This window comes from Paracoccus sp. MBLB3053 (assembly GCF_031822435.1).
Lineage (GTDB): Bacteria > Pseudomonadota > Alphaproteobacteria > Rhodobacterales > Rhodobacteraceae > Paracoccus > Paracoccus aurantius.
Window position 1 is genome coordinate 158,802 of the sequence record NZ_JAVQLW010000002.1, and the last position, 20,903, is coordinate 179,704.

A 20,903-nucleotide genomic window follows, 5' to 3' on the forward strand; every position below is an offset into this window, starting at 1 on the left:
TTTGTCTCGGGTGAAGGTCGATGGAACGAACCATCGCAGCGCGCGGATGTTCCCGCGACCGCTCTCGACCTCCGATCCGGGAACACCTCGTTCCCATCGGTGTTTACCCGGCAAGCCGACATTCCCAAATCAGGAGCAAGGCAAGATGGATCTCGAACAGGCCCTCCAGATCGCCGCGGAAGCGCATCGCGGGCAGTGCAAGAACAGCGAGCCCTTTATTCTGCATCCGGTCCGCGTCATGCTGGCATGCGCGACCCCGCACGAGCGTATCGTCGCCATCCTGCATGACGTCGTCGAGAAAAGCGCATGGACACTTGATGACCTTCGTGCCGAGGGACTGCCCGATGATCAGGTTGAGGCGGTCGATGCGATGAGCCGGCGCGACGGAGAAGACTATCTCGCATTCGTCACGCGGGCTGGCCGAAATCCAATTGCGCGGCAGGTCAAGATAGCCGACCTGCGCGATAATCTCGAGATGGCGTCTCGGCCGGATGCATCTTCGGAAACGCGTCAGAAATCCGCAAAATATCGCCATGCGCTGGATCTGCTGGCCGAAGCGGGGCCCGGACTTCCCTGACCAAAGCAACGCCCGCAGGAAAATGGTTGCGGTCCTGGATGGGGGCGCTTCCCGCTTGGGCTGTCATACTCAGATTGAACGCGGAAACAGTCCGATGCTGCTTTCCCCATTCGCGAACCGGGTGCCGCGCCGGCGAATAGGAAACGACGCGCTCATCATGAGCGCGTCGTCCCGCTCTTCTGATCAGGAATCGGCAGCCGCAGGGGCGAATTCAAATTCCGGGGCGTTCTCGAGCGCGCCTTGATCTGCGGTGAAGACGATGAAGTAATCGTTTTCCGAATCGCCGTCGCGGATCACGCGCAGCGCATCCATGCCCACCGCGACGGTTTTCTCACCCATTCCCAGGAAGCCTCCGATATCGACCAGCACGGCCTTGACCGAGCCATCCTTGTCGATCACCAGATCGCTGATCTCGCCGATATCGTCCCAATCCTTGTCCACTTCGACCAGGTCCGCGTCGACGTCGACCTCGACATCGGAAACGTAAAGACGCTTGCCGATGAATGTCTCGGCAGACAGATCGCCCGGCATGGCCGAATATCCGAACCCTGCGTCGACGGTCGCAGGCTGGGTGGTCTCGGCCGTCGCCACAGGCTCGCCCGTCGTCGCCATATCCGTCGCAGCAGGAGCCTCGGTGGTTGCGGGCTCGGTCACAGGCGTTGTCTGGGCGATAGCAGGACCGGCAAGAGCGGCAATGAGCGCGGTAGAAGTGATAAGCTTGTTCATCATGCAATCTCCGTTTGTATCTGCGGCGGGTGCCGTTGGAGCAAGAACAGGTCAGACTTGCCGCAGTTCCAGCCAAAATTTCTTTGCGGCTGGGAACCGCCGCTTTTCTCATCGCTTTGCAATTGCGCAGATGGATGCCGAAATTCGATGATTATATTTCATAAAATCAGCACCTTGTTGCCGCATCGTGAATGAGTAAAAATTCGGCAAACGGCCAATCTCACCGCAGCGGCCTGACTTTTTCGTGAGGCCTTCTGCAGTGGGCTCATTGGAACCTCCCCCGGCCAAGTCAGTTTGTCAGAGACGAAAGCACCATCAGGATCGACGGTCATGGCGCCACGAGCAAACTGGAAGGGGATGCTGAAGATCGCAGAGTTGAGCTGCCCGGTGGCGCTTTACACCGCCAGTTCGACCTCGGACCGGATCAGTTTTCACTTGATCAATCGCAAAACCGGGAATCGCCTGCGCCGGGAGTTCGCGGATTCCGAAAGCGGTGAAGTCGTGCCGCGCGAAGATCAGGTCAAGGGCTATGAAACAGGCTCGGGTGACCATGTGATCCTGACGCCCGAAGAACTGTCCGAAGCCATCCCCGATAGCGACAAGACGCTGGCGGTTTCGGGGTTTCTGGACTGCGGGCAGATCGACAAGCTTTATTTCGACAAGCCCTATTACCTTGCTCCGTCCGATCCCACCGGGCATGAGGCTTATGCCCTGATCCGCGAGGGGATGCGCAAGAAGGACGTGGCCGCGCTGGCGCAAACCGTGCTCTTTCGCCGGATGCGGGTGCTGCTGATCCGCGCCGACAATGCAGGATTGATCGCCCATACACTGAATTTCGACTATGAAGTTCGTGCGCCGTCCGAGGTTTTCGACGATATCCCCGCACGCAAGATCAAGGGAGAGATGCTGGACCTGGCCAAGCATATCATCGCGACAAAGACCGGCACCTTCGATCCCGTAGCCTTCGATGACCGGTACGAACTCGCCTTGGCGGATCTCATCAAGGCCAAGGCTGAGGGCAAAAAGATCAAGCGCCCGGCCCGACGCGCCAAGGCGCAGGTGGTGGACCTTATGGCTGCCCTTCGCGAAAGCGCAGAGCAGGCGGGCAAGCCCCGGTCGCGCAAGAAGGCGGGCTAGGACGTGGCATTGGAAACCTATCGCGAGATGCGTGATTTCACCGCCACGCCCGAACCAAAGGGACGCAAGGCGCGCAAGACCGGCCATGCCTTCGTGATCCAGAAACATGCCGCGCGGCGGCTTCATTACGATTTTCGTCTTGAAATGGATGGCGTCTTGAAAAGCTGGGCGGTGACGCGCGGCCCCAGCCTCGATCCCGCCGAAAAGCGCCTGGCCGTCCATGTCGAGGATCACCCGCTGGAATATGGTGACTTCGAAGGCACAATTCCCAAGGGTGAATATGGTGCGGGCGACGTAATCCTGTGGGATCGCGGGACCTGGCAACCCGAAGGCGACGCGGCCAAGGGCTATGCCAAAGGGCATCTGGAATTCACGCTGCAAGGCCAGAAGCTTCAGGGGCGATGGCATCTGGTCCGGATGCAGGGCAAGCCCGGCGAAAAGCGCGAGAACTGGTTGCTGATCAAGGGCGATGACGAATTCGCCCGAACCGGGCCGGATATTCTGAAGGAACGCCCTCGGTCGGTGGCTTCGGGCCGCGATATCGCCGAACTTTCGGGCAAGGTGGAGACGCGCGGGAAAAAGGTCGCGATGCCCGATTTTGTCAAACCAATGCTCGCGACGCTGGGCCGAGCCGCGCCCTCGGGCCCGCGCTGGCTGCACGAAATCAAGTTCGATGGCTACCGGCTTCAGGCGCGGATCGTGGACGGCAAACCCCGGCTGCTCACCCGCAGCGGTCTGGATTGGACCGGAAAATTTGGCAAGCCGATCCTTGCCGCGCTTGAGGACCTGCCGCTCAGGGAGGCCATTCTGGATGCCGAGCTGGTGGTCGAAGGCGACAGCGGCGCCTCGGATTTCCCTGCCTTGCAGGCCGATCTGAGTGCCGGGCGCGAAGATCGCTTTCGTTTGTATGTCTTTGACCTGCTTTACTTGAACGGGCGCGATCTGCGGGGACTGCCGCTGGTCGAGCGCAAAAAGATCCTTGCACCCCTGATCCCCGAGGGCGACGGGTTGATCCGCTTGAGCCAACATTTCGAGGATGACGGCGCGTTGGTGCTGCGCCATGCCTGCCGGCTGAGCCTTGAGGGAATCGTTTCGAAGCTGCGGGATTCGACCTATCGCTCAGGTCGGGGGCGGGGATGGGTTAAGTCGAAATGCTCTGCCCGGCAGGAATTTGTCATCGCGGGCTTCACTCCTTCAAGCGCTGCGCCGAAGGCGATCGGTTCGCTGGTGATGGGCGTTTACGAAGAAGGTAAACTGCGTCATGTCGGCCGGGTCGGGACTGGTTTCAGCCGCAAGATGGCGGGCGAATTGTATCAGCGCCTGCAGGCACTCGGGGCCAGCGAAAGCCCCTTTGCCGACAAGCTGACCGCCGATGCCGCGCGGCAGGTGATCTTTGTCCGCCCCGAATTGGTGGCCGAGGTCGAGTTTCGCGCCTGGACCGCCGACGGCAATCTGCGCCATGCCTCCTTCCGGGGGCTGCGCGAAGACAAAAAGCCGCAGGAGATCATGCGCGAGACCCCCGCAAAACCCGCCCCGGAACAGCGCCGCACCGTCAGACTGACCCATCCCGACCGGATCTACTGGCCCGATGCGGGCGTCACGAAAGCTGGGCTGGCTGATTACTATGCCGAAATCTGGCCCCGCATCGCCCCCTTTGTTACCGGCCGTCCGCTTGCGCTGCTGCGCTGCCCCGAGGGTATCAAGGGACAGACATTCTTTCAAAAACACGTCTGGAAGGGAATTGGGCGGCAGGTCGCTCCGGTGGTCGATCCCAAGCACAAATCCGAAGCGGCGCTGATCAGCGTCAACGATCTGGACGGGCTTATCGCGCTGGTTCAGGCGGCGGCGCTGGAGATTCACCCCTGGGGCGCCACCGTCACAGATTGGGAACGACCCGATGTGATGGTGATGGACCTCGACCCTGGCGAAGGCGTTGACTGGTCTGCGGTAACGCAAGCTGCCGAGGAAGTCCGGCAGCGGCTCGAAGCGGCGGGGCTTGCGGCATTTCTCAAGACCTCGGGCGGAAAGGGCCTGCATGTCGTCTCGCCGCTGTCGCCCAAGGCAGACTGGCGCGAGGCCAAGGCCTTTGCCAAGGCCATGGCCGAGGCGATGGCCAGCGACACGCCTGACCGCTATGTTGCCACCATCGCCAAATCCAAGCGACGCGGTCGCATCCTGATCGACTATCTGCGCAACCAGCGCGGCGCGACCGCCGTCGCGCCCTATTCGACCCGTGCCCGGCCGGGCGCGCCCGTGTCGACCCCTCTGCACTGGGATGAGCTGGGACCGGGGATTGGTCCCGCCCATTTCACGGTGTCGAACCTGCGCGATCGGCTTGAAATGCAGAAGCGCGATCCGTGGGATGGGTTTCGGGGCGCTGCCATTCCCTTGCCTGCTAGACCGTGATCCTATTCACGCGGGACAGAGGCCGAAGGGGAAACCAATGGCCGGGGTGGCGGTCACCAATTGCCCTTGTTGGGAAAGGATACGCTACCCTCGGGGCGCAATCACACCGCAGGCATGAACCAGATCCCGGCGCTGGCCAGCCATCCCCACGTGACCTGCCGCGACAGTCTGATCGACAGTCGACTTCAGGCAATGCCCGAGACGGCAGGATCGCCGCCCGCAATCCGCGGTCCACGATCCCGACGAAACCCTGTTTTCCTTTTCGCTGATGAGGATCCCACAATGACCACCGAGCCCGCGTTTTCGCTTGGTATCGAGGAAGAATACCTGCTGGTCGACCCGGAAACCGGCGCGCTAGCCGATGCTCCGGATGCGCTGATGCAAGCCTGCAAGGACGAGTTGGGCGATCAGGTCAGCCCGGAATTCCTGCGCTGCCAGATCGAGATCGGCACCCCCGTTTCCGCCGATATCACCGAGGCACGGGATCACCTGGCGCGGCTGCGCGCCACCATCGCACGCAACGCGGCCGATTTCGGCCTCGCCCCGATCTCCGTCGCATGCCACCCGCTGGCGGATTGGCGCCATCAGGGCCGGACCGACAAGGATCGCTATGCCCGGTTGTCGCAGGCAATGCGGGCTGTGGCCCGACGCATGCTGATCTGCGGAATGCATGTCCATGTCGGCATCGACGACACCGCGCTGCGCATCGATCTGATGAACCAGTTTCGCTACTTCATGCCACATCTATTGGCGCTGTCGGCCTCGTCGCCCTTCTGGCAAGGCGAAGAGACCGGGCTTGCCTCGTATCGCACCACCGTCTTTTCGGGCTATCCGCGCACCGGCCTGCCGCCCGACCTGGGTGATTGGGCTGCCTATGAGCGCACGACTGGGGTGCTGATGGAGCTGGGTATCATCGAGGACAGCAGCGAAATCTGGTGGGACCTGCGCCCTTCAGCCCGCTTCCCCACGCTTGAAACCCGGGTCTGCGATGCCTGCCCTCGCCTGGCAGATACGATCACCATGGCGGCGCTGATCCAGGCCACGCTGCGGATGCTGTGGCGGCTGGCGCAGCGCAATATGCGCTGGCGGCAATATGACAATTTCCTGATAGGGGAAAATCGCTGGCGTGCGCTGCGGCACGGGCTGGGGCAGGGGCTGATCGATTTCGGCGCGGGTCGTATCAAGCCGCATGCGGAACTGGCCGAGGAATGGTTGGCGCTGATCGCCGAGGATGCGGATCATCTCGGAAGTCAGCCAAGCGTGGCCCGACTGCGCGACATCGTCGCCGGGGGCAATTCCGCCGACCGCCAGCGGGCGGTCCATGCAGCGGCGACCTCGGCAGGAGCCAGCCGGGACGAGGCACATCTTGCTGTCGTCAGGCACCTTGTCGAGGAATTCCGTGAAGGGCTGAGCTAGGAACGGTCTCTACTTCTTGACGTGCTCGGGCTTGCCCTTGCGCTTGGTGCTGGCGAAATCCTCAAGCTGATCCTCGGACATGGACTCGTACATGTCTTTCGAGGCGCCCTTGAGTTCGCTTTTCTTGGTGCCGCCGCGTTTCGCTGAAAGGGCGGCCCCGGCGGCTTTTTGCTGAGCTTTCGATTTGGCTGGCATGGTCGGATCTCCTTTCCGAAAGGCGGCGCCACAGAAGCGCCGCCGCCTGTTCCCGTGTTAGTGGCGATGCTCGGGCAGGGCCTTCATCGCTTCCTTGTCGTGCTGCGTGACGCCGTGGACGGTGCCGGACTCGTCGCGCATGAAGTCGATGTCGCTGACGCGGATCGCGACGGGCTTGGCGCCGATGCCAAGAAATCCACCGACATCAATGATCGCCTGCGCGCCTGCGCCGGTGCCATGCAGATGTGAAACGGTGCCGACATTCTCATCGCCGGGCCCATAAATCGTCGCGCCCGAAAGCACGGCATCGGTCAGTTCGCTTTCGGTCAGGCGCTGGTGGGATGTATGATCCATCTTCGGTTCTCCTGATTTGTTCGCGTATGCAGTCTCAACGATGTGCATGCATTTGCCGTTTCGCCGCTTCAAGCAAAGGTGAGGCATTGGGCGAAGATGCGCCGGGCTCGTAAGCAATGGCAGGAGCCCGCCACATCGGCCGTCATGCGCCCCGGCGCCGGGTTCTCGCGCGCACCGTGCCGTCTCAGACTGCCTCGGCGGCCATGTTGTTCGCCTCACTCTCGGCGATGGAGGTGAGGGTTTCGTCGGTCTGCGACTCCTCTTGCAGGGTCTGGTCGAGCAGCTTTGCGGCCTCGTCCATTCCCAGGGTCTTGGCCCATTGACGCAGCGCGCCGTAACGCGCGATCTCGTAATGCTCGACCGCCTGTGCTGCGGCGATCAGGCCGGCATCCAGCGCGGGCGTGTCCTTGTATTCGGACATGATCTCCTCGCCTTCCTCGATGATGCCGTCGATGGCGGGACAGGTCTTGCCGCGCGGAGCCTTGCCGATCAGTTCAAAGACCTGCTGCAGCCTTTCGACATGGCCTTCGGTCTGTTCCTTGTGTTTCTGGAAAGCTTCGCGCAACGCGTCGGATTGCGCGCCGCGCGCCATCTTCGGCAGCGCCTTCAAAATCTGGCGCTCGGCGTAATAGATGTCCTTGAGGGTGTCGTGGAAAAGATCGTCGAGTGCCTTGCCTTTCATGGGATGCCTCCTTGTCACTGATCCGGCGGATGCCGAATTTCAAGACGCTTCTAACCGGCGAAATCGGCATTGGTTCCCGTCGGGAACAAAGCCTGCGGCACGCGGTTCAGAGTCGTGAACCAGGGGAGAATTGCCCATGCCACAAGACGATCCCGCACTTGACGATCGTATTTCGCGGCCTGCCCCCCCGAGGTCGGGAACCGGTACAATCCTGCGCTCGGGGCTGGTCGCGGCGGTCTTTTCCTTATTGGCTCTCGGCGTCCTGGCGATCTTGGCAGGCCAACCCTTCTGGATGCCGCTCAACGTCACGACGCAAGCGCTATGGGGTCCCGAGGTCGCGCTGATCCAGGACATTGACCTGAGCCATACGCTGCTCGGGCTGGCGATTCATGTCGCGTCTTGCCTCTTTTGGGCGCTGATCGCATGGCTTGCATACCAGTTGCTCGGCTCGGCCGCGCTGGCGGGATCAGGCACCGCCCTGCTGGCGTTGGTGATCGACTATGGCATTCTGCCCGAAAGGATGAGCCCCGGCTGGCATCTGGCCTTGCCCTTTGGGGCGGTGGTCTGCGGCTTCGCGGCGATGGGGCTGGGCCTGTGGATCGGCGTTCGAGGCAATCGCGGAAATGTCGTCAGGCGGCAGAGCAGGGTCGAGCGCACGCCGCCGCCTGATCCCGCCTTGTCGACCGATCCGACACCAGCGATCGGACCTGAAGCGCTGCGCCATCCCACCCCCAATGTGGTCGACCAGCGCCAGCAGCGGATTGATCCGGTGAATGCTGTCACCGAAGACCCCAACAAAAATGCCCGCTAGATCGGGGCCGGTTTGCCCCGAATGAAGGAGGAGGCGATGGCCGACCTGACCGCATTTGCCGTGAATTGTTCTTTGCGCGGCTCGGATTCCAAAGATCCCAGCTCGTCCGAGAGACTGATCCGCGACCTGTTCAAGGCGCTCAGCTCGCACGGCGTGATCGGCGATAGTCTGCGCGCCGCCGATCACCATATCGCGCCGGGCGTGCGTTCCGAAAAGCAGGACGATCGCGACGAATGGCCCGAGATCCGCCAGCGCATCCTGAATGCTGACATCTTCGTTCTCGCCACGCCCATCTGGCTCGGCCAGCCCTCAAGCATCGCCAAGCGGGTGATGGAACGGATGGACGCCTTTCTGTCAGAAACCGATGAACGCAACCGCATGCCGCCGATGGGCAAGGTCGCCGTGGTTCTGGTCGTCGGCAACGAAGACGGCGCGCATCATTGCCATGCGGCCTGTTTTCAGGCGCTGAACGACGTCGGCTTCACCATTCCGGCGGGCGCGGGCGGCTATTGGGTGGGCGAGGCAATGGGTGCCAAGAACTATGTCGATCTGCCCGAAATTCCCGACAAGGTCCGCCAGACGCTGAAGATGCTGGCATCCAATGCGAGTCATCTGGCCCGGCTCATGGCCGCCCAGAACTATCCCGGCACTCAGGGCTAAGTGGCCGTCAAGCGCAGGAGCATTCAAAATAACACCTGCCGCGCTCGCGGTTTGAATCCGCAGGCGGATACCGGCCAGCTTGCGATCCGGGGCTGCCCGCGGCACGGCTTGGCTTGGCGGTGAGACACGGCAACCTCACTGCCCCGCGCGCGTTCACTTGGCCGGGCCATGGAACAACCCGGCCGCCTGGCCGTTCCACCCTGTGTTCCAGCCCAGCGGCCCCGAGGAGATGTCATGTCCCAAAACCCGCCAGCCAGTGTTCCGGCCAGCTTTACCGTCAACGGCCAGCCCTGCCGCCATATCGGTGATCCACGGCGCAGCCTTCTCGACTTTCTTCGCCACGATCTGGGGCTTTTCGGCACCAAGAAGGGCTGCGATCACGGCCAATGCGGGGCCTGCACGGTCATCGTCGACGGCCGCCGGATCAATTCCTGCCTGACCCTCGCCGTGATGCAGGATGGTTGCCAGATCACCACGGTCGAAGGGCTGGGTTCGCCCGATGCGCTATCCGCGGTGCAGGGCGCGTTTCTGGCGCATGACGGGTTCCAGTGCGGCTATTGCACGCCGGGGCAGATCTGTTCAGCCACCGCGATGATCGAGGAACTCGCAAAGGGCTGGCCCAGCCATGTCAGTGCGGACCTGACCGACGCATCGGGTGCGGACATGTCCTCGGATGAGGAATTGCGCGAAAGGATGAGCGGCAATCTGTGCCGCTGCGGTGCCTATCCCAATATGATCGCGGCCATCCGCGAGGCGATGCAGGTGGCACGATGAAAGCCTTTGACTATGCGCGCGCGACCCAGCTTTCGCAGGCGCTGGACCGGAAAGCCAAACCTGTCGCGGGGGGCACCAACCTGCTTGACCTGATGAAGCTCGAGGTCGAGACGCCCGAGCGGCTGGTCGATATCAACCGTATCGGGCTTGACGGGATTTCGGCCGATGAAACGGGGCTGCGCATCGGCGCTCTGGTGCGCAATGCCGATTGCGCCGCGGATATGCGGGTGCGGCGAGACTATCCCCTGTTGGCCCGCGCGATCCTGGCCGGAGCCAGCCCGCAGTTGCGTAACCGCGCGACGACCGGCGGAAATCTGTGTCAGAGGACGCGCTGCGCCTATTTCATGCGGCTTGGTACGCGCTGCAACAAGCGCGAACCGGGCAGCGGCTGCGACGCCTTGGGCGGCATCAACCGTGAACACGCGATATTTGGTGCCTCGGATGCCTGTATCGCGACCTATCCCGGCGACATGGCGGTGGCGCTTTCGGCGCTGGACGCGCAGGTCGGGATAGAGGGGCGCGACGGTGCCCGGCAAGTGCCCGTTCGCGATTTTCACCGCTTGCCCGGCGAAGATCCGCAGCAGGACAATGTCCTGAGACCCGGCGAGATCATCACCGGCGTCACCTTGCCCGAGCCGGTCGGCGGCACCCAGCTTTATCGCAAGGTCCGCGATCGCGCCTCATACGCCTTCGCGCTGGTGTCGATCGCTGCAGTCATCGATCTGGACGAGGGGCGGATCAGCCGCGCCGATCTGGCCTTTGGGAGCGTCGCGCACAAGCCCTGGCACGACCCCGAGGTCGGTCAGGTGTTGCTGGGACAGAGGCCCTCTGACCGGGTCTTTGCCGAGGCGGCGGAGGTGCTGACCCGCCACGCCCGGGGGCAGGGCCAAAACGATTTCAAGATCCCGCTGCTGCGTCGCAGCCTGATCGCCGTGCTGCGCGAAGCGACCGGAACCGGAGGCCATAATGTTCAGAACCTATGACGTTCCAGATCAGCGCAACCTGCTGGACCAGACTCGGCAAGGTCTGATCGGCGAACCGCTGGACCGCCCGGAAGGCGCGCTGAAGGTCTGCGGCGTAGCGCCCTATGCCGCCGAGCGCCGACCCGATGACTGCGCAGAGGGGGTCCTTGTCACTGCGACGATTGCGCAAGGCAAGGTCGCCGTGCTGCACCGGGACGAGGTTCTGGCCATGCCGGGAGTTCTGGGCGTCTTCGCCGACAAGCGCATGCTGCGCCGCCCGGCCCAGGGCACTGCGGGGCAAGCCCCCGTGCAGGATATCCGCGAAGTCGACTATTATGGCCAGCCGATCGCCCTTGTCGTGGCCGAAACGTTCGAACAGGCCACCCATGCCGCCAAGGCACTGCGGGTCGAATACCAACCGGCTGGCGAAGTGCCCTTCGATCCCGAGGCCGCCGAGGCCACACCCGCCAAAAAGCCCGTCGTTCTGGGTGATCTGGACGAGGCGATGGCCGCAGCGGCGCATAGCGTCGACCTGACCTACACGACAGAGGGTCATGCCAGCGCCGCGATGGAGCCCCATGCCTCTGTCGCGGAATGGCAGGATGACCGGCTGACGCTGTGGGGCAGCTTCCAGATGATTTCCCATAACGTCAAGGAACTGGCGGATTCGCTGCGGATAGCGCCAGGGCATGTGCGCATCCGATCGGATTATGTAGGCGGCGGCTTTGGCTCGAAATTGGGGATTTCGCATGATGCGGTGGCGGCAGCCATCGCGGCCCGCGAGCTGGGGCGGCCCGTGCGCGTCGTCCTGAGCCGCCAGCAGGTCTTTGATACGATCATGCGCCGCTCGGAAACCCGCCAGCGGCTGCGACTGGCCGCCGATGCTCGGGGCAATCTGACCGGAATCGGGCATGAGGCCTGGGTATCAAATCTTCCGGGTGAACAGTTCGCCGAGCCGGTGACGCAGGCGACCGAGTTCCTTTATCGCGGCGAGAGCCGCAAGCTGGCGGTGAATATCTCCCGGATCAGCCGCCTGACCGCCGGTTCGGTCCGCGCGCCGGGCGAGGCGGTCGGAATGCAGGTGCTCGAGGCCGCGATGGACGAGCTGGCCGAAAAGGCCGGGCTTGACCCTGTCGAGCTGCGCAAGCGCAACCTGCCCGAAGCGCTGCCGGGCAAGGACCGGCCCTATTCCTCTCGCCTGCTGGCCGAGGCGCTGGATCAGGGCGCGCGCGCGTTTGGCTGGCAAGAACGCGCGCCACGTCCCCGCATGAGGCGCGAGGGAGAATGGTGGCTGGGTATGGGTGTTGCGTCGGCGGCACGGGTGAACATGCTGATGCCCGCCGCGGCGCGGGTGCGGCTGGAAGCCGACGGCAGCCTGCGTGTGCAGTCCGACCAGACCGATATCGGAACGGGCAGCTATGCCATCCTTGGGCAGATCGCCGGCGAGATGCTGGGCGTTCCGATCGAACGCGTCACGGTCGAACTTGGCGACAGCAGCCTGCCTTCGGGTGCGGGTTCCGGCGGCAGCTTCGGCGCCAGTTCGACCGGCTCGGCAGTGTTCCGCGCCTGCGAGGCAATCCGCGACAAGTTGGCGCACCGGCTGCGCGTTGCGACCGAGTCGCTGGATCTGCGCGATGGCATCGCATCGGGCAGTGGCCGCGAGGTCCCGGTTACCGAATTGCTGGCGGGAGAGCCACTGGACGAGATTGGCCGGATCAAGCCGGGCAAGAGCCAGAGGGATTATGCGCAGGCCAGCTATGGCGCGTTTTTCTGCGAGGTCGCCGTCAACGCCTACACCGCCGAGACGCGGCTACGGCGCATGCTGGGGGCCTTTGGCTTTGGCCGCGTGCTGAACGCCAAGACGGCGCGTTCGCAATGTCTGGGCGGGATGGTCTGGGGCATCGGTTCGGCCCTGACCGAAGAACTGGCCTTTGATCCGCGCGACGGGCAACTGACCGGGCACGATCTGGCCCGCTACCATGTGCCCTGCCATGCCGATATCCCCGCGCTCGAGGTTATCTTGCTTGAGGAACGCGACGCCGCAGCCAGTCCCATCCAGGCCAAGGGCGTGGGCGAACTTGCGATCTGCGGCGCTGCGGGCGCGATCGCGAATGCGATCTATAATGCCTGCGGGGTGCGGATGCGGGAATTCCCGATGACTCCCGACCGGCTGCTGCGGCACCTGCCCGATCCCGACTGAGGTCCAGGCAGTAACCTGAGGGGGTCGCAGGAACGTCCTGTTGCCGATCCCATGTCCGGAACGCGCAGGCTCGACCGCTATCGCTACTGCGACCACGTCCGCCGCTATGGTGTCGACGGGGCCGGCGCCGCTTTTCGCGACAGATCGAGACGCTGGGCCGTCCGGGCGGGGTAGGGTTCCTTATGATCGTGGCGGCAACGACTGGCGCGGGCAGGACCCATGTGAAAGCAGGATGGCGAAAGCGCCCGAAGCATCCGTAGAAGATTTGGATCGATGGTCGTGTTGGCCGCGCGACTCGCATGTCCGTTGTCTGCAAGATGTGGAACGACCGTACGTCCGGGTTCAGTCCTTCAGGAAATGGCGGACCTGCGGGCCTTCGGGGCTGCGGTCAAAGGCGCGGAGCTCGGCCTGCAGATCGGCATCGCTGCGTGAAAGCCGCTCGTGCTGGGCGAGATGTTCGGCCCAGCTGGGAAGCATGAAGGTCTCGACCCAGATGCCCGGCTCCTCGACGCTTTCGTGCAGGTGCCACTGGCTCGCGCCATCGCGCAGGCGCTGGGGCGCGAACGCATGCAGGGTGGAGAGAAAGGCCTCACGGTCTTCGGGGGCGACCCGATAGGTGACGGTGACCATGGCGGCGCGGTCGGCCCGGGCGGGATCGGCAAGGGCGGGTGCCTCGGGCCAAGCGCTGGCGGGCGTGTGATCCAGTCTTTCGCCGGTGCCGATGCGAACGCGGCGGGTGAGCCAGAGGCCGACGAGCAGGCCCCCAGCCGCCATGAGAAGGGCGGCGTCGATCCCCAGGCGTGCCGCCAGTTGGCCCCAAAGCACCGCACCCAGCGCCATCGAACCGAAGAAGACCATCAGGAAGACCGCCAGCCCTCGCGCGCGCACCCAATCGGGCAAGGCCGTCTGGGCGGAAAGGTTGAAGGCGGTCAGCACCGCGATCCAGGCGAGCCCGCCAAGAAAGGCGGCAGGCAGCAGGGCCAGCGGACTGTCCGAGGCGGCCAAGACCAGAAGCGCCAATACGGTGCCAAGGGCGCCGGTTCGGGCGGTGCGGTCAGTGCCGAGACGGCGCTGCAAACGCGGCAGGGCAAGCGCGCCGCAGACAGCGCCGGTACCGATCAGCGCCATCAGCCCGCCATAAAGGGTAGAGCCGCCGCCTTCCTCTCGGGCAATCAGCGGCAAGAGCGACCAATAGGCAGAGGCGCAAAGAAAGAAGCTGGCCGCGCGCAGCAGCACCGCCCGCATGGCGTCATTGTGGCGCACATGGCGCAGGCCGGTGCGCATGTCGGCAAGAAGTGATCCGGTAATCCGGGGTCGCGCGGTCTCGGGCGGGGTCCAGGCAAGCAGCGCGGCGATAATCACGAGATGGCTGATGGCGTTGAGCGCAAAGGGCGCGGCGAGGCCGACACCGGCGATCAGCACCCCGGCCAGCGCCGGGCCGATGGCACGGCTGATATTGATGCCCATGGAATTGAGCGCGATAGCCGGCTTCAGATCCGCGCGCGGGACCAGCATCGGCACGATGGCCTGCCAGGCCGGGGCCATGAAGGCGGCCCCGGTGCCCAGAATGAGGGTGATCCCGAGCAGCAGCTGCGGGGTCATCTGTCCGGCCCAGACCAGGGTGGCCAGCAGGGTGACCACCAGGGCCAGCGCGCAGTTGATGCCAACGAGCAGCCTGCGCTTGTCGAGCCGGTCCGCAAGCGCCCCCGCAAGCAGCGCGAAAAGGAACACTGGCAAGGTGGTCGCGGCCTGAACCAGGCTGACGATCCCGGGGCTCGGATCGAGGGTGGTCATCAACCAGCCAGCGCCGACGTCATGCATCCAGGTCCCGATATTGGAGATCAGCGTGGCAGTCCACAGAAGGGCGAAGGCACGGTGGCCGAAAGGGGTGAAAGCGCCGGGGCTTGCGGAAGCTGCGGGATTACCACTGGATGACATCGGCAAGCGCCTCCCGTTGCTTCATCGCAAAGGCGCGCACGAACGGACAGAGCGGCACGATGCGCTGCCCCTTGGCGCGGGCATCGGCAATCAGCCGTTCTGCAAGTGCGCTCCCCATCCCAGTGCCGCGCATGCTGTCCGGCACGGCGGTGTGGTCGGCGATGATCAAGCTCTCCGAAACCTTGGAGAAGGTGAGATCGGCCTCGCCAGCGACGCCGAGGAGTCGGGCGACGTATCGACCTTTGGTCTCGCTGTCCTGATAGGTGATCTCTGGGGGCGTCGGTGCAATCTTGGTCATGGTCTCGATCTTTCATGCGTGCTGGGCAGCAGGCGGGCGAGGATCGGCCCGCGCATGAGCCCGATATCGGCGGCGAAGATATGCGGCGTGTCGCTGGCGATCGCGCGTCGGGGAAGAAGGCCGGGGATCAGGCAGAGGGAACCGTAACCCTGGATCAGGGTGACGACAAAGGCGGTGAGCCTGGGCAATGTCAGGCCGAGATAGGCAACTGGGCTGGCCCGGAAGGGGCAGGTCATCGCTACCAGGGCACCGGGGCTCGGCAGAGGCGGGGCAGTCATGTTCCGGTCTCCGATCGCAGGGGTGGCTCGGTGTTCGAGTGAGCTAATTCGACGGGGCAAATGCAGGCTCAGAACGCGGCCCACAGGATTGCCGTGCTAGGCAGAGGCAGCGGACCCTGTGGGGCCGTCTTCTGGGCCCGCCCGCCAGCGCCTTGGCGACCTGCCAGCGCGCGGGGGGCGGAAGGGTTGGCCCGATGGTCGGGGCTCTCCGGCTGGCCGTCCCGCGCCAGGTCATTGGCGCAGACGACCTCTTCGGGCCGGAGGGCGAGCTGCCCCGCCGGAAAGATGAAGGTCGCGTGGGCGAGGACAGCGGTTCCGGCGAACGCAAGGCATGCAGGTCTCCGTGGTGGAAGACGGGGCGAAAGGCCCTACCGAGAGCGGCTCACGGCGCAAAGCAGGAACAGCCAAGCGCCCCCCAGAAGGCGCCTTTGTCGCGCACCGGGATCGGGTTCGTCCAGGCGATGCCATGACTGTGACCGTGAAGGCCGCAGCCCGAGGTGCAGCCATCATGGCAGGCGCGCATCTCGGTGGTCGCTGGCGTCAGAGGCGCCGCCCGCTCGCCGGGGCTGGCGAATTGGGCATTCGCGGCCCAGTCAGGGCTTGCCGGCGGCAGTGGCGGGTTCAGATCGGCGAAATCGCCCGCGGCAAAGACGATCCTGCCGCCCACCACGGTCATCACCGACGTCGTGGATCTGATCGCCGCGTCCGGCACGCTCATCACGTCATGGTTCAGCACCGCAAGGTCGCCATACATGCCTACCGAAAGCCGGCCCTTCACCTCCTGCTCGCCCGAGAACCAGGCCGAGCCGGTGGTCCAGAGCGCCAGCGCCTCTTCGCGGGTCAGGAGCTGATCTTCGCCGTAAAGCCTGAGCCCGCCCACCGTCTTTCCGGTGGTGAGCCAATGCATGGAGACCCAGGGATCGTAACTTGCCACCCGGGTCGCATCGGTGCCGGCCCCCACCGGCAGGCCGCTGCGCAGCATGTCGCGGATCGGCGGTGTCGCCTCTGCCGACTTTGCGCCATAGCGATCGACAAAGTATTCGCCCTGAAAGGCCATCCGGTGCTGGGTTGCGATACCGCCGCCAAGCGCCTTGATGCGCTCGATATTGCGCTGGCTGATCGTCTCGGCGTGGTCGATGATGAAACGGGTCTTGAAAGGGGTCTTGCCATTCACCCGCTCGAAGACCGAGAGAAACCGGTCGATCGTCTCATCATAGGTGGCATGGATGCGGAAGGGCCAGTCGTTGGTGGCCAGTAGCTCGACGATGCGTTCGAGTTCCGCCTCCATCACCGGGGCGGGATCTGGTCGCGGTTCGAGGAAATTCTCGAAATCCGCCGCCGACCAGGCAAGGTTTTCGCCGGCGCCGTTCATCCGCAGCCAGTCGTCGCCCGCGCCCGGCTCGGTGAGCCCTACCCAGCGTTCATAGTCGGAAAGCTCTGCGCCGGCCTTCTGGGCAAAGAGGTTATAGGCCACGCGAAGGGTCATCTGGCCTTCTTCATGCAGCGACTGGGTGACATTGTAATCCTGCGGATAGTTCTGGCCACCGCCGCCCGCATCGATCACCGAGGTGACGCCAAGACGGTTCAACTCGCGCATGAAATGCCGGGTGGAGTTCTTCTGGTCCTCCTCGGCGAGCTTCGGTCCCTGAGCCAGGGTCGAATAGAGAATGAGCGCGGAGGGGCGCGCGATCAGCATCCCTGTGGGGTTGCCGCGGGCGTCGCGCTCGATCTCGCCGCCGGGCGGGTCTGGGGTGTCGCCGGTGATGCCAAGCGCCTTCAGCGCGGCGCGGTTGAGCAGCGCTGAAGCATAGAGATGCAGGATGAAGACCGGCGTATCCGGGGCAGCTGCATTGATCTCGTCGAGTGTCGGCATCCGGCGTTCGGCGAACTGGAACTCGGACCAGCCGCCGACCACCCGCACCCATTGCGGGCTGGGTGTCACCGCTGCCTGGCGCTTGAGCATCGCCAGCGCATCCGCGAGCGAAGGCACATTTTCCCAACGTAGCTCCATATTGTAGTTGAGCCCGCCGCGAATGAGATGGGTATGGCTGTCATTGAGGCCGGGAATGACGCGACGCCCACCAAGGTCGACCACCTGCGTCGCGTCATCGGCCAGGCCCATCACCTCGGCATCGGAGCCGATCGCGGCGACCTTGCCCTCTTTCAGCAGGATGGCGCTTACCTCGGCGCGGTCGGCATCCAGCGTGGTGATCCGACCATTGCGCAGGATGAGAGAGCTGTCGGGCATGTCGGAGGTCCTGTCCTGGGGCATTGGTCGCGTCTCCTGTTGGGCGCGGGCGAGAGAAGGGCGCAGCAGGGCGAGAGCACTGGTCGCCCCCAGAGCGGCAAGAGCGTTTCGGCGACTGGCCGGTGGGCCCCTGTTCAAGTCTTTGGTCATGGCGAATCCCTCTGATCTTGAGGAACAGACGTGCCGGGCCGGTTGGCCGGACCGTTCGTTGAAGCCTCGTCCGTTGATCTAGATGGCGGGCACGGGGTCAAGCGACGGACCATGCGTGACCCGCTCGGGGGCGCCATGGACCATGGTATAGGCGTAATCGACCCCCATGCCGTAAGCACCGGAGTGTTCCTTCACCAGTGCCATAACGGCATCGTAGCTGTCGCGATGGGCCCAGTCACGCTGCCATTCCAGAAGCACCTGCTGCCAGGTCACCGGCACCACGCCGGCCTGCACCATCCTGTCCATGGAATACTTGTGCGCATCCATCGATGTCCCACCCGAGGCATCGGCGACCATGTAGATTTCATAATCCGTATCATTCAGGCAGCTGAGCGCGAAGGTGGTGTTGCAGACCTCGGTCCAAAGGCCCGACACCACCACTTTCTTGCGCCCTTCACGAGCGTTCTTCCCCAAAGCGTCCCGCACCTTCTGGTCATCCCAGGAGTTCATCGAGCTGCGCTCCAAGATCGGTGCCTCGGGGAAGACGGCCAGCAGTTCCGGGTAGGTATGGCCCGAGAAGCTTTTGGTCTCGACGGTCGTGATGGTGGTCGGCACGTTGAAGATCCGGGCCGCCTTGGCAAGACCCACGGTATTGTTCTTCAGGACCTGGCGGTCGATCGACTGCACGCCAAAGGCCATCTGCGGCTGATGGTCGATGAAGATCAGCTGGCTGTTCGATGGCGTCAGGACATCGGTATAGGACATGGCCTTTCCTTTCATACAGCAGGAAACAGTGGAGGCGCGTGAGCCGGATCGAACCCGACGTCATGCGTGGGAGGGTCGGAAAGCGGATCAGGCCTCGATAAAGGCGAGAAGATCCGCGTTCAGAATGTCGGCGTTGACGGTCAGCATGCCGTGGGAGAGGCCGGGATAGGTCTTGAGGCTGCCGTTAGGCAGCAGATGGACAGACTTGTGAGCAGAGGCGCCGATGGGGACGATCTGGTCATCCTCGCCATGCAGCACCATCACCGGCAGGCTGATGGATTTCAGATCCTCGGTCTGATCGGTCTCGGAGAAGGCCTTGATGCCATCATAATGGGCCTTGGCACCGCCCATCATGCCCTGGCGCCACCAGTTCTGGATCACCCCTTCCTTGACCTCGGCACCATCACGGTTGAAACCGTAAAAGGGACCGGCGGGCACGTCGCGGAAGAATTGCGCGCGATTGGCGGCAAGCGCGGCGCGAAATCCGTCGAACACCGCTCGCGGCAAGCCTGCCGGATTGCTCTCGGTCTGCACCATCAGGGGCGGCACGGCGGCCACGAGCACCGCCTTGGCCACCCTGCCTGCCGGCTCGCCATGGCGGGCGACATAGCGGGCCACCTCGCCGCCGCCGGTGGAATGGCCGATATGGACGACCCCGCGGAGATCCAGCGCCTCGACCACAGAGAAGGCGTCCGCTGCGTAATGGTCCATGTCATGACCGTGATCCACCTGCGCAGAGCGCCCGTGGCCGCGCCGGTCATGCGCCACCACACGGTATCCCCGCGCGAGGAAGAACAGAAGCTGCGCGTCCCAATCGTCCGAGCTCAGCGGCCAGCCGTGGTGGAACATGATCGGGCGGGCGTCCTTGGGGCCCCAGTCCTTGTAGAAAATCTGGGTGCCGTCAGGCGTGGTCACATAATCCATCATGAGGTCTCCTTCAGGGGAAGCGAAGAGGTCGGAGGCGCCAAGGGGCGCGATCCAGGGGGGCAGACCCGCCAGGGCGGCAAGGCGGAACCGTCGGCCAGAACGCCGGCGCCGGAACGGTAAATCAGCAACACATGCAACCTCGTTCAAAGGTGATGGTGGGGAACAGGTATCGATCAACCCTCGTGCTGGCTTGCAGGATCGGGTGGCGCGGCCGGACTGGCGCAGCCTTCGGGCAGCCGGCCGAAGAGATGCGGGCGGCACTGGCTTTCGAACCAGGAAACCCCCACCCGCCCCTCGGCCATAAGATGGCGCAGAAGCGGCACGGTCTGCTCTCCGATGAGAATCCCCAACAGCCCCACCAGCGCGATCACCGGTGGCGCCGGAGAGCGCACATTGAGCAGACTGTAGATCGCGCCCACCAGAACCCCGGCGCAAAGGGAGGCCAGATAGGGTTTCATGCTCAATCTCCTTTTCGATCGGGCCGCGCCTTGTGGCGGGCGATGTTGCGGGATCAGGGCGCCAGTCCGTGGATGAAGGACAGAAGGTCGCGACCGAACTGCTCGGGGTGGGTTTCCGCCAATCCGTGTGGGCCGCCGGGATAGATCTTGAGCGTTGCCTGCGGGATAAGCCGTACTGCCCTGAGGGCCGAAGCCTTGATCGGTACGATCTGGTCGTCGTCTCCGTGCAGGATCAGGACCGGCACGGTTATCGCCTTGAGGTCGTCGGTAAAGTCGACCTCGCCGAAGGCGCCGACGCCGTCGTAGATCCCCTTCAGCCCGCCGGACATGGCCTGCAGCCAGAGCGCGTCCTCCAGTCCCGGCATGACCGTGACGCCCGGGCGGTTGTGGCCATAGAATGGCACCGCGAAATCGCGGAAGAACTGCGACCGGTTTGCGGCGATTCCGGCCCGGATACTGTCGAAGATCTCTTGCGGCAGACCTTCGGGATTGTCTGCGGACCGCAGCATCATCGGCGGCACCGCAGCCACCAGAACGACCGCTGCCAGCCGGCCGCAGCCGTGGCGACGGATGTAGCGTGCCGCTTCGCCTCCGCCCGCGGCATGCCCTACCAGCACAACATTTCGCAGGTCGAGGTGGTCCATCAACTCGGCCAGATCCTTGGCCGTGCGCTCGATCTCATTGCCTTCCCAGACCTGCTGCGACCGACCATGGCTGCGCCGGTCATAGGCGATGGCGCGAAAGCCTCGAATGCCGAAGAACAGCATTTGCGTTTCCCACGCATCCCCCGAAAGCGGCCAGCCATGGCTAAACAGGATCGCTCGCCCATTGCCCTGGCTCTTGTAATGGATATCGACCCCATCGGAGGTGGTGAAGACACTCATCGCCTCACCTCCGTGGGGCTGTTCGGAAACCGGCCCGGATGAAAGGTCGACAGACGG

Annotated in this window: 21 protein-coding genes; 9 read left to right on the forward strand and 12 right to left on the reverse strand. The window is 64.1% G+C overall.

The window, feature by feature from the left end:
• Nucleotides 1-145: 145 nt before the first annotated feature.
• Complete coding sequence (locus RGQ15_RS14950) at nucleotides 146-577, forward strand: hypothetical protein (protein WP_311161298.1); 432 nt, start codon at nucleotides 146-148, stop codon at nucleotides 575-577.
• Between the two features lie 183 nt (nucleotides 578-760).
• Here the strand turns inward: RGQ15_RS14950 and RGQ15_RS14955 are convergent, their stop codons facing one another.
• Nucleotides 761-1,303 (reverse strand): PRC-barrel domain-containing protein, encoded by a 543-nt coding sequence (locus RGQ15_RS14955; protein ID WP_311161299.1) that lies wholly within the window; start codon nucleotides 1,301-1,303, stop codon nucleotides 761-763.
• A 330-nt stretch (nucleotides 1,304-1,633) separates the two neighbouring features.
• On the opposite strand from RGQ15_RS14955, the gene ku reads away from it, so the two are divergent.
• The 3 genes from ku (at nucleotide 1,634) to RGQ15_RS14970 (ending at nucleotide 6,262) form a co-directional block, all read left to right on the forward strand.
• Complete coding sequence (ku, locus tag RGQ15_RS14960) at nucleotides 1,634-2,440, forward strand: non-homologous end joining protein Ku (protein ID WP_311161300.1); 807 nt, start codon at nucleotides 1,634-1,636, stop codon at nucleotides 2,438-2,440.
• Between the two features lie 3 nt (nucleotides 2,441-2,443).
• Nucleotides 2,444-4,846, forward strand: a complete 2,403-nt coding sequence (ligD, locus tag RGQ15_RS14965) for a DNA ligase D (protein WP_311161302.1) — start codon at nucleotides 2,444-2,446, stop codon at nucleotides 4,844-4,846.
• A 282-nt stretch (nucleotides 4,847-5,128) separates the two neighbouring features.
• Nucleotides 5,129-6,262 (forward strand): carboxylate-amine ligase, encoded by a 1,134-nt coding sequence (locus tag RGQ15_RS14970; protein WP_311161303.1) that lies wholly within the window; start codon nucleotides 5,129-5,131, stop codon nucleotides 6,260-6,262.
• 9 nt (nucleotides 6,263-6,271) lie between these two features.
• Here the strand turns inward: RGQ15_RS14970 and RGQ15_RS14975 are convergent, their stop codons facing one another.
• The 3 genes from RGQ15_RS14975 to RGQ15_RS14985 form a co-directional block, all read right to left on the reverse strand.
• Nucleotides 6,272-6,457, reverse strand: coding sequence for a DUF3008 family protein (locus RGQ15_RS14975; protein WP_311161305.1), 186 nt, complete (start codon nucleotides 6,455-6,457; stop codon nucleotides 6,272-6,274).
• Nucleotides 6,458-6,514: 57 nt separating this feature from the next.
• A complete protein-coding gene (locus RGQ15_RS14980) occupies nucleotides 6,515-6,811 on the reverse strand; it encodes a PRC-barrel domain-containing protein (protein ID WP_311161307.1) in 297 nt (98 codons plus the stop codon).
• Between the two features lie 184 nt (nucleotides 6,812-6,995).
• Nucleotides 6,996-7,493 (reverse strand): YciE/YciF ferroxidase family protein, encoded by a 498-nt coding sequence (locus RGQ15_RS14985; protein WP_311161309.1) that lies wholly within the window; start codon nucleotides 7,491-7,493, stop codon nucleotides 6,996-6,998.
• Nucleotides 7,494-7,629: 136 nt separating this feature from the next.
• Here RGQ15_RS14985 and RGQ15_RS14990 point away from each other — a divergent pair, with 136 nt between their 5' ends.
• The 5 genes from RGQ15_RS14990 to RGQ15_RS15010 all read left to right on the forward strand — a co-directional run bounded on the left by RGQ15_RS14990 (nucleotide 7,630) and on the right by RGQ15_RS15010 (nucleotide 12,900).
• The gene (locus tag RGQ15_RS14990; protein ID WP_311161311.1) at nucleotides 7,630-8,304 is read left to right on the forward strand and encodes a hypothetical protein; all 675 of its coding nucleotides are present in this window, start codon (nucleotides 7,630-7,632) and stop codon (nucleotides 8,302-8,304) included.
• Nucleotides 8,305-8,340: 36 nt separating this feature from the next.
• Nucleotides 8,341-8,964, forward strand: a complete 624-nt coding sequence (locus RGQ15_RS14995) for a flavodoxin family protein (RefSeq protein WP_311161312.1) — start codon at nucleotides 8,341-8,343, stop codon at nucleotides 8,962-8,964.
• Between the two features lie 234 nt (nucleotides 8,965-9,198).
• Entirely contained in the window at nucleotides 9,199-9,738 is a 540-nt protein-coding gene (locus RGQ15_RS15000) for a 2Fe-2S iron-sulfur cluster-binding protein (protein ID WP_311161313.1), read from the forward strand.
• On the forward strand, nucleotides 9,735-10,721 hold the full coding sequence (locus tag RGQ15_RS15005; RefSeq protein WP_311161315.1) for an FAD binding domain-containing protein: 987 nt from the start codon (nucleotides 9,735-9,737) through the stop codon (nucleotides 10,719-10,721). The genes RGQ15_RS15000 and RGQ15_RS15005 overlap by 4 nt, the downstream gene beginning before the upstream one ends.
• Nucleotides 10,705-12,900, forward strand: a complete 2,196-nt coding sequence (locus tag RGQ15_RS15010) for a xanthine dehydrogenase family protein molybdopterin-binding subunit (RefSeq protein WP_311161316.1) — start codon at nucleotides 10,705-10,707, stop codon at nucleotides 12,898-12,900. The genes RGQ15_RS15005 and RGQ15_RS15010 overlap by 17 nt, the downstream gene beginning before the upstream one ends.
• Nucleotides 12,901-13,242: 342 nt before the next feature.
• Here RGQ15_RS15010 and RGQ15_RS15015 read toward each other — a convergent pair whose 3' ends face one another.
• The 8 genes from RGQ15_RS15015 to RGQ15_RS15050 all read right to left on the reverse strand — a co-directional run bounded on the left by RGQ15_RS15015 (nucleotide 13,243) and on the right by RGQ15_RS15050 (nucleotide 20,846).
• The gene (locus RGQ15_RS15015; protein ID WP_311161318.1) at nucleotides 13,243-14,838 is read right to left on the reverse strand and encodes an MFS transporter; all 1,596 of its coding nucleotides are present in this window, start codon (nucleotides 14,836-14,838) and stop codon (nucleotides 13,243-13,245) included.
• The gene (locus tag RGQ15_RS15020; RefSeq protein ID WP_311161319.1) at nucleotides 14,822-15,136 is read right to left on the reverse strand and encodes a GNAT family N-acetyltransferase; all 315 of its coding nucleotides are present in this window, start codon (nucleotides 15,134-15,136) and stop codon (nucleotides 14,822-14,824) included. The genes RGQ15_RS15015 and RGQ15_RS15020 overlap by 17 nt, the downstream gene beginning before the upstream one ends.
• The gene (locus RGQ15_RS15025) at nucleotides 15,133-15,414 is read right to left on the reverse strand and encodes a hypothetical protein (protein ID WP_311161320.1); all 282 of its coding nucleotides are present in this window, start codon (nucleotides 15,412-15,414) and stop codon (nucleotides 15,133-15,135) included. Before RGQ15_RS15025 ends, RGQ15_RS15020 begins: the two co-directional genes overlap by 4 nt.
• A 382-nt stretch (nucleotides 15,415-15,796) precedes the next feature.
• On the reverse strand, nucleotides 15,797-17,686 hold the full coding sequence (locus RGQ15_RS15030; RefSeq protein WP_311161321.1) for an amidohydrolase: 1,890 nt from the start codon (nucleotides 17,684-17,686) through the stop codon (nucleotides 15,797-15,799).
• Nucleotides 17,687-17,890: 204 nt separating this feature from the next.
• Nucleotides 17,891-18,577: a hydrolase gene (locus RGQ15_RS15035; protein ID WP_311161322.1), complete on the reverse strand. Its 687-nt coding sequence runs from the start codon at nucleotides 18,575-18,577 to the stop codon at nucleotides 17,891-17,893.
• Nucleotides 18,578-18,664: 87 nt separating this feature from the next.
• Nucleotides 18,665-19,501 (reverse strand): alpha/beta fold hydrolase, encoded by an 837-nt coding sequence (locus RGQ15_RS15040; RefSeq protein ID WP_311161323.1) that lies wholly within the window; start codon nucleotides 19,499-19,501, stop codon nucleotides 18,665-18,667.
• Nucleotides 19,502-19,677: 176 nt separating this feature from the next.
• Nucleotides 19,678-19,962, reverse strand: coding sequence for a XapX domain-containing protein (locus tag RGQ15_RS15045; RefSeq protein WP_311161324.1), 285 nt, complete (start codon nucleotides 19,960-19,962; stop codon nucleotides 19,678-19,680).
• A gap of 53 nt (nucleotides 19,963-20,015) precedes the next feature.
• Nucleotides 20,016-20,846, reverse strand: coding sequence for an alpha/beta fold hydrolase (locus RGQ15_RS15050; protein ID WP_311161325.1), 831 nt, complete (start codon nucleotides 20,844-20,846; stop codon nucleotides 20,016-20,018).
• Nucleotides 20,847-20,903: the final 57 nt, after the last annotated feature.

Coding starts and splice junctions, on each gene's coding strand:
- RGQ15_RS15000 (WP_311161313.1), top strand. CDS start 9,199: ATGTCCCAAAACCCGCCAGCCAGTGTTCCGGCCAGCTTTACCGTCAAC.
- RGQ15_RS14985 (WP_311161309.1), bottom strand. CDS start 7,493: ATGAAAGGCAAGGCACTCGACGATCTTTTCCACGACACCCTCAAGGAC.
- RGQ15_RS15010 (WP_311161316.1), top strand. CDS start 10,705: ATGTTCAGAACCTATGACGTTCCAGATCAGCGCAACCTGCTGGACCAG.
- RGQ15_RS15050 (WP_311161325.1), bottom strand. CDS start 20,846: ATGAGTGTCTTCACCACCTCCGATGGGGTCGATATCCATTACAAGAGC.
- RGQ15_RS14980 (WP_311161307.1), bottom strand. CDS start 6,811: ATGGATCATACATCCCACCAGCGCCTGACCGAAAGCGAACTGACCGAT.
- RGQ15_RS14990 (WP_311161311.1), top strand. CDS start 7,630: ATGCCACAAGACGATCCCGCACTTGACGATCGTATTTCGCGGCCTGCC.
- RGQ15_RS14950 (WP_311161298.1), top strand. CDS start 146: ATGGATCTCGAACAGGCCCTCCAGATCGCCGCGGAAGCGCATCGCGGG.
- RGQ15_RS15040 (WP_311161323.1), bottom strand. CDS start 19,501: ATGGATTATGTGACCACGCCTGACGGCACCCAGATTTTCTACAAGGAC.
- RGQ15_RS15015 (WP_311161318.1), bottom strand. CDS start 14,838: ATGTCATCCAGTGGTAATCCCGCAGCTTCCGCAAGCCCCGGCGCTTTC.
- RGQ15_RS14970 (WP_311161303.1), top strand. CDS start 5,129: ATGACCACCGAGCCCGCGTTTTCGCTTGGTATCGAGGAAGAATACCTG.
- RGQ15_RS14975 (WP_311161305.1), bottom strand. CDS start 6,457: ATGCCAGCCAAATCGAAAGCTCAGCAAAAAGCCGCCGGGGCCGCCCTT.
- RGQ15_RS14955 (WP_311161299.1), bottom strand. CDS start 1,303: ATGAACAAGCTTATCACTTCTACCGCGCTCATTGCCGCTCTTGCCGGT.
- ku (WP_311161300.1), top strand. CDS start 1,634: ATGGCGCCACGAGCAAACTGGAAGGGGATGCTGAAGATCGCAGAGTTG.
- RGQ15_RS15035 (WP_311161322.1), bottom strand. CDS start 18,577: ATGTCCTATACCGATGTCCTGACGCCATCGAACAGCCAGCTGATCTTC.
- RGQ15_RS15045 (WP_311161324.1), bottom strand. CDS start 19,962: ATGAAACCCTATCTGGCCTCCCTTTGCGCCGGGGTTCTGGTGGGCGCG.
- RGQ15_RS15005 (WP_311161315.1), top strand. CDS start 9,735: ATGAAAGCCTTTGACTATGCGCGCGCGACCCAGCTTTCGCAGGCGCTG.
- RGQ15_RS15030 (WP_311161321.1), bottom strand. CDS start 17,686: ATGCCCCAGGACAGGACCTCCGACATGCCCGACAGCTCTCTCATCCTG.
- RGQ15_RS15020 (WP_311161319.1), bottom strand. CDS start 15,136: ATGACCAAGATTGCACCGACGCCCCCAGAGATCACCTATCAGGACAGC.
- RGQ15_RS14995 (WP_311161312.1), top strand. CDS start 8,341: ATGGCCGACCTGACCGCATTTGCCGTGAATTGTTCTTTGCGCGGCTCG.
- RGQ15_RS15025 (WP_311161320.1), bottom strand. CDS start 15,414: ATGACTGCCCCGCCTCTGCCGAGCCCCGGTGCCCTGGTAGCGATGACC.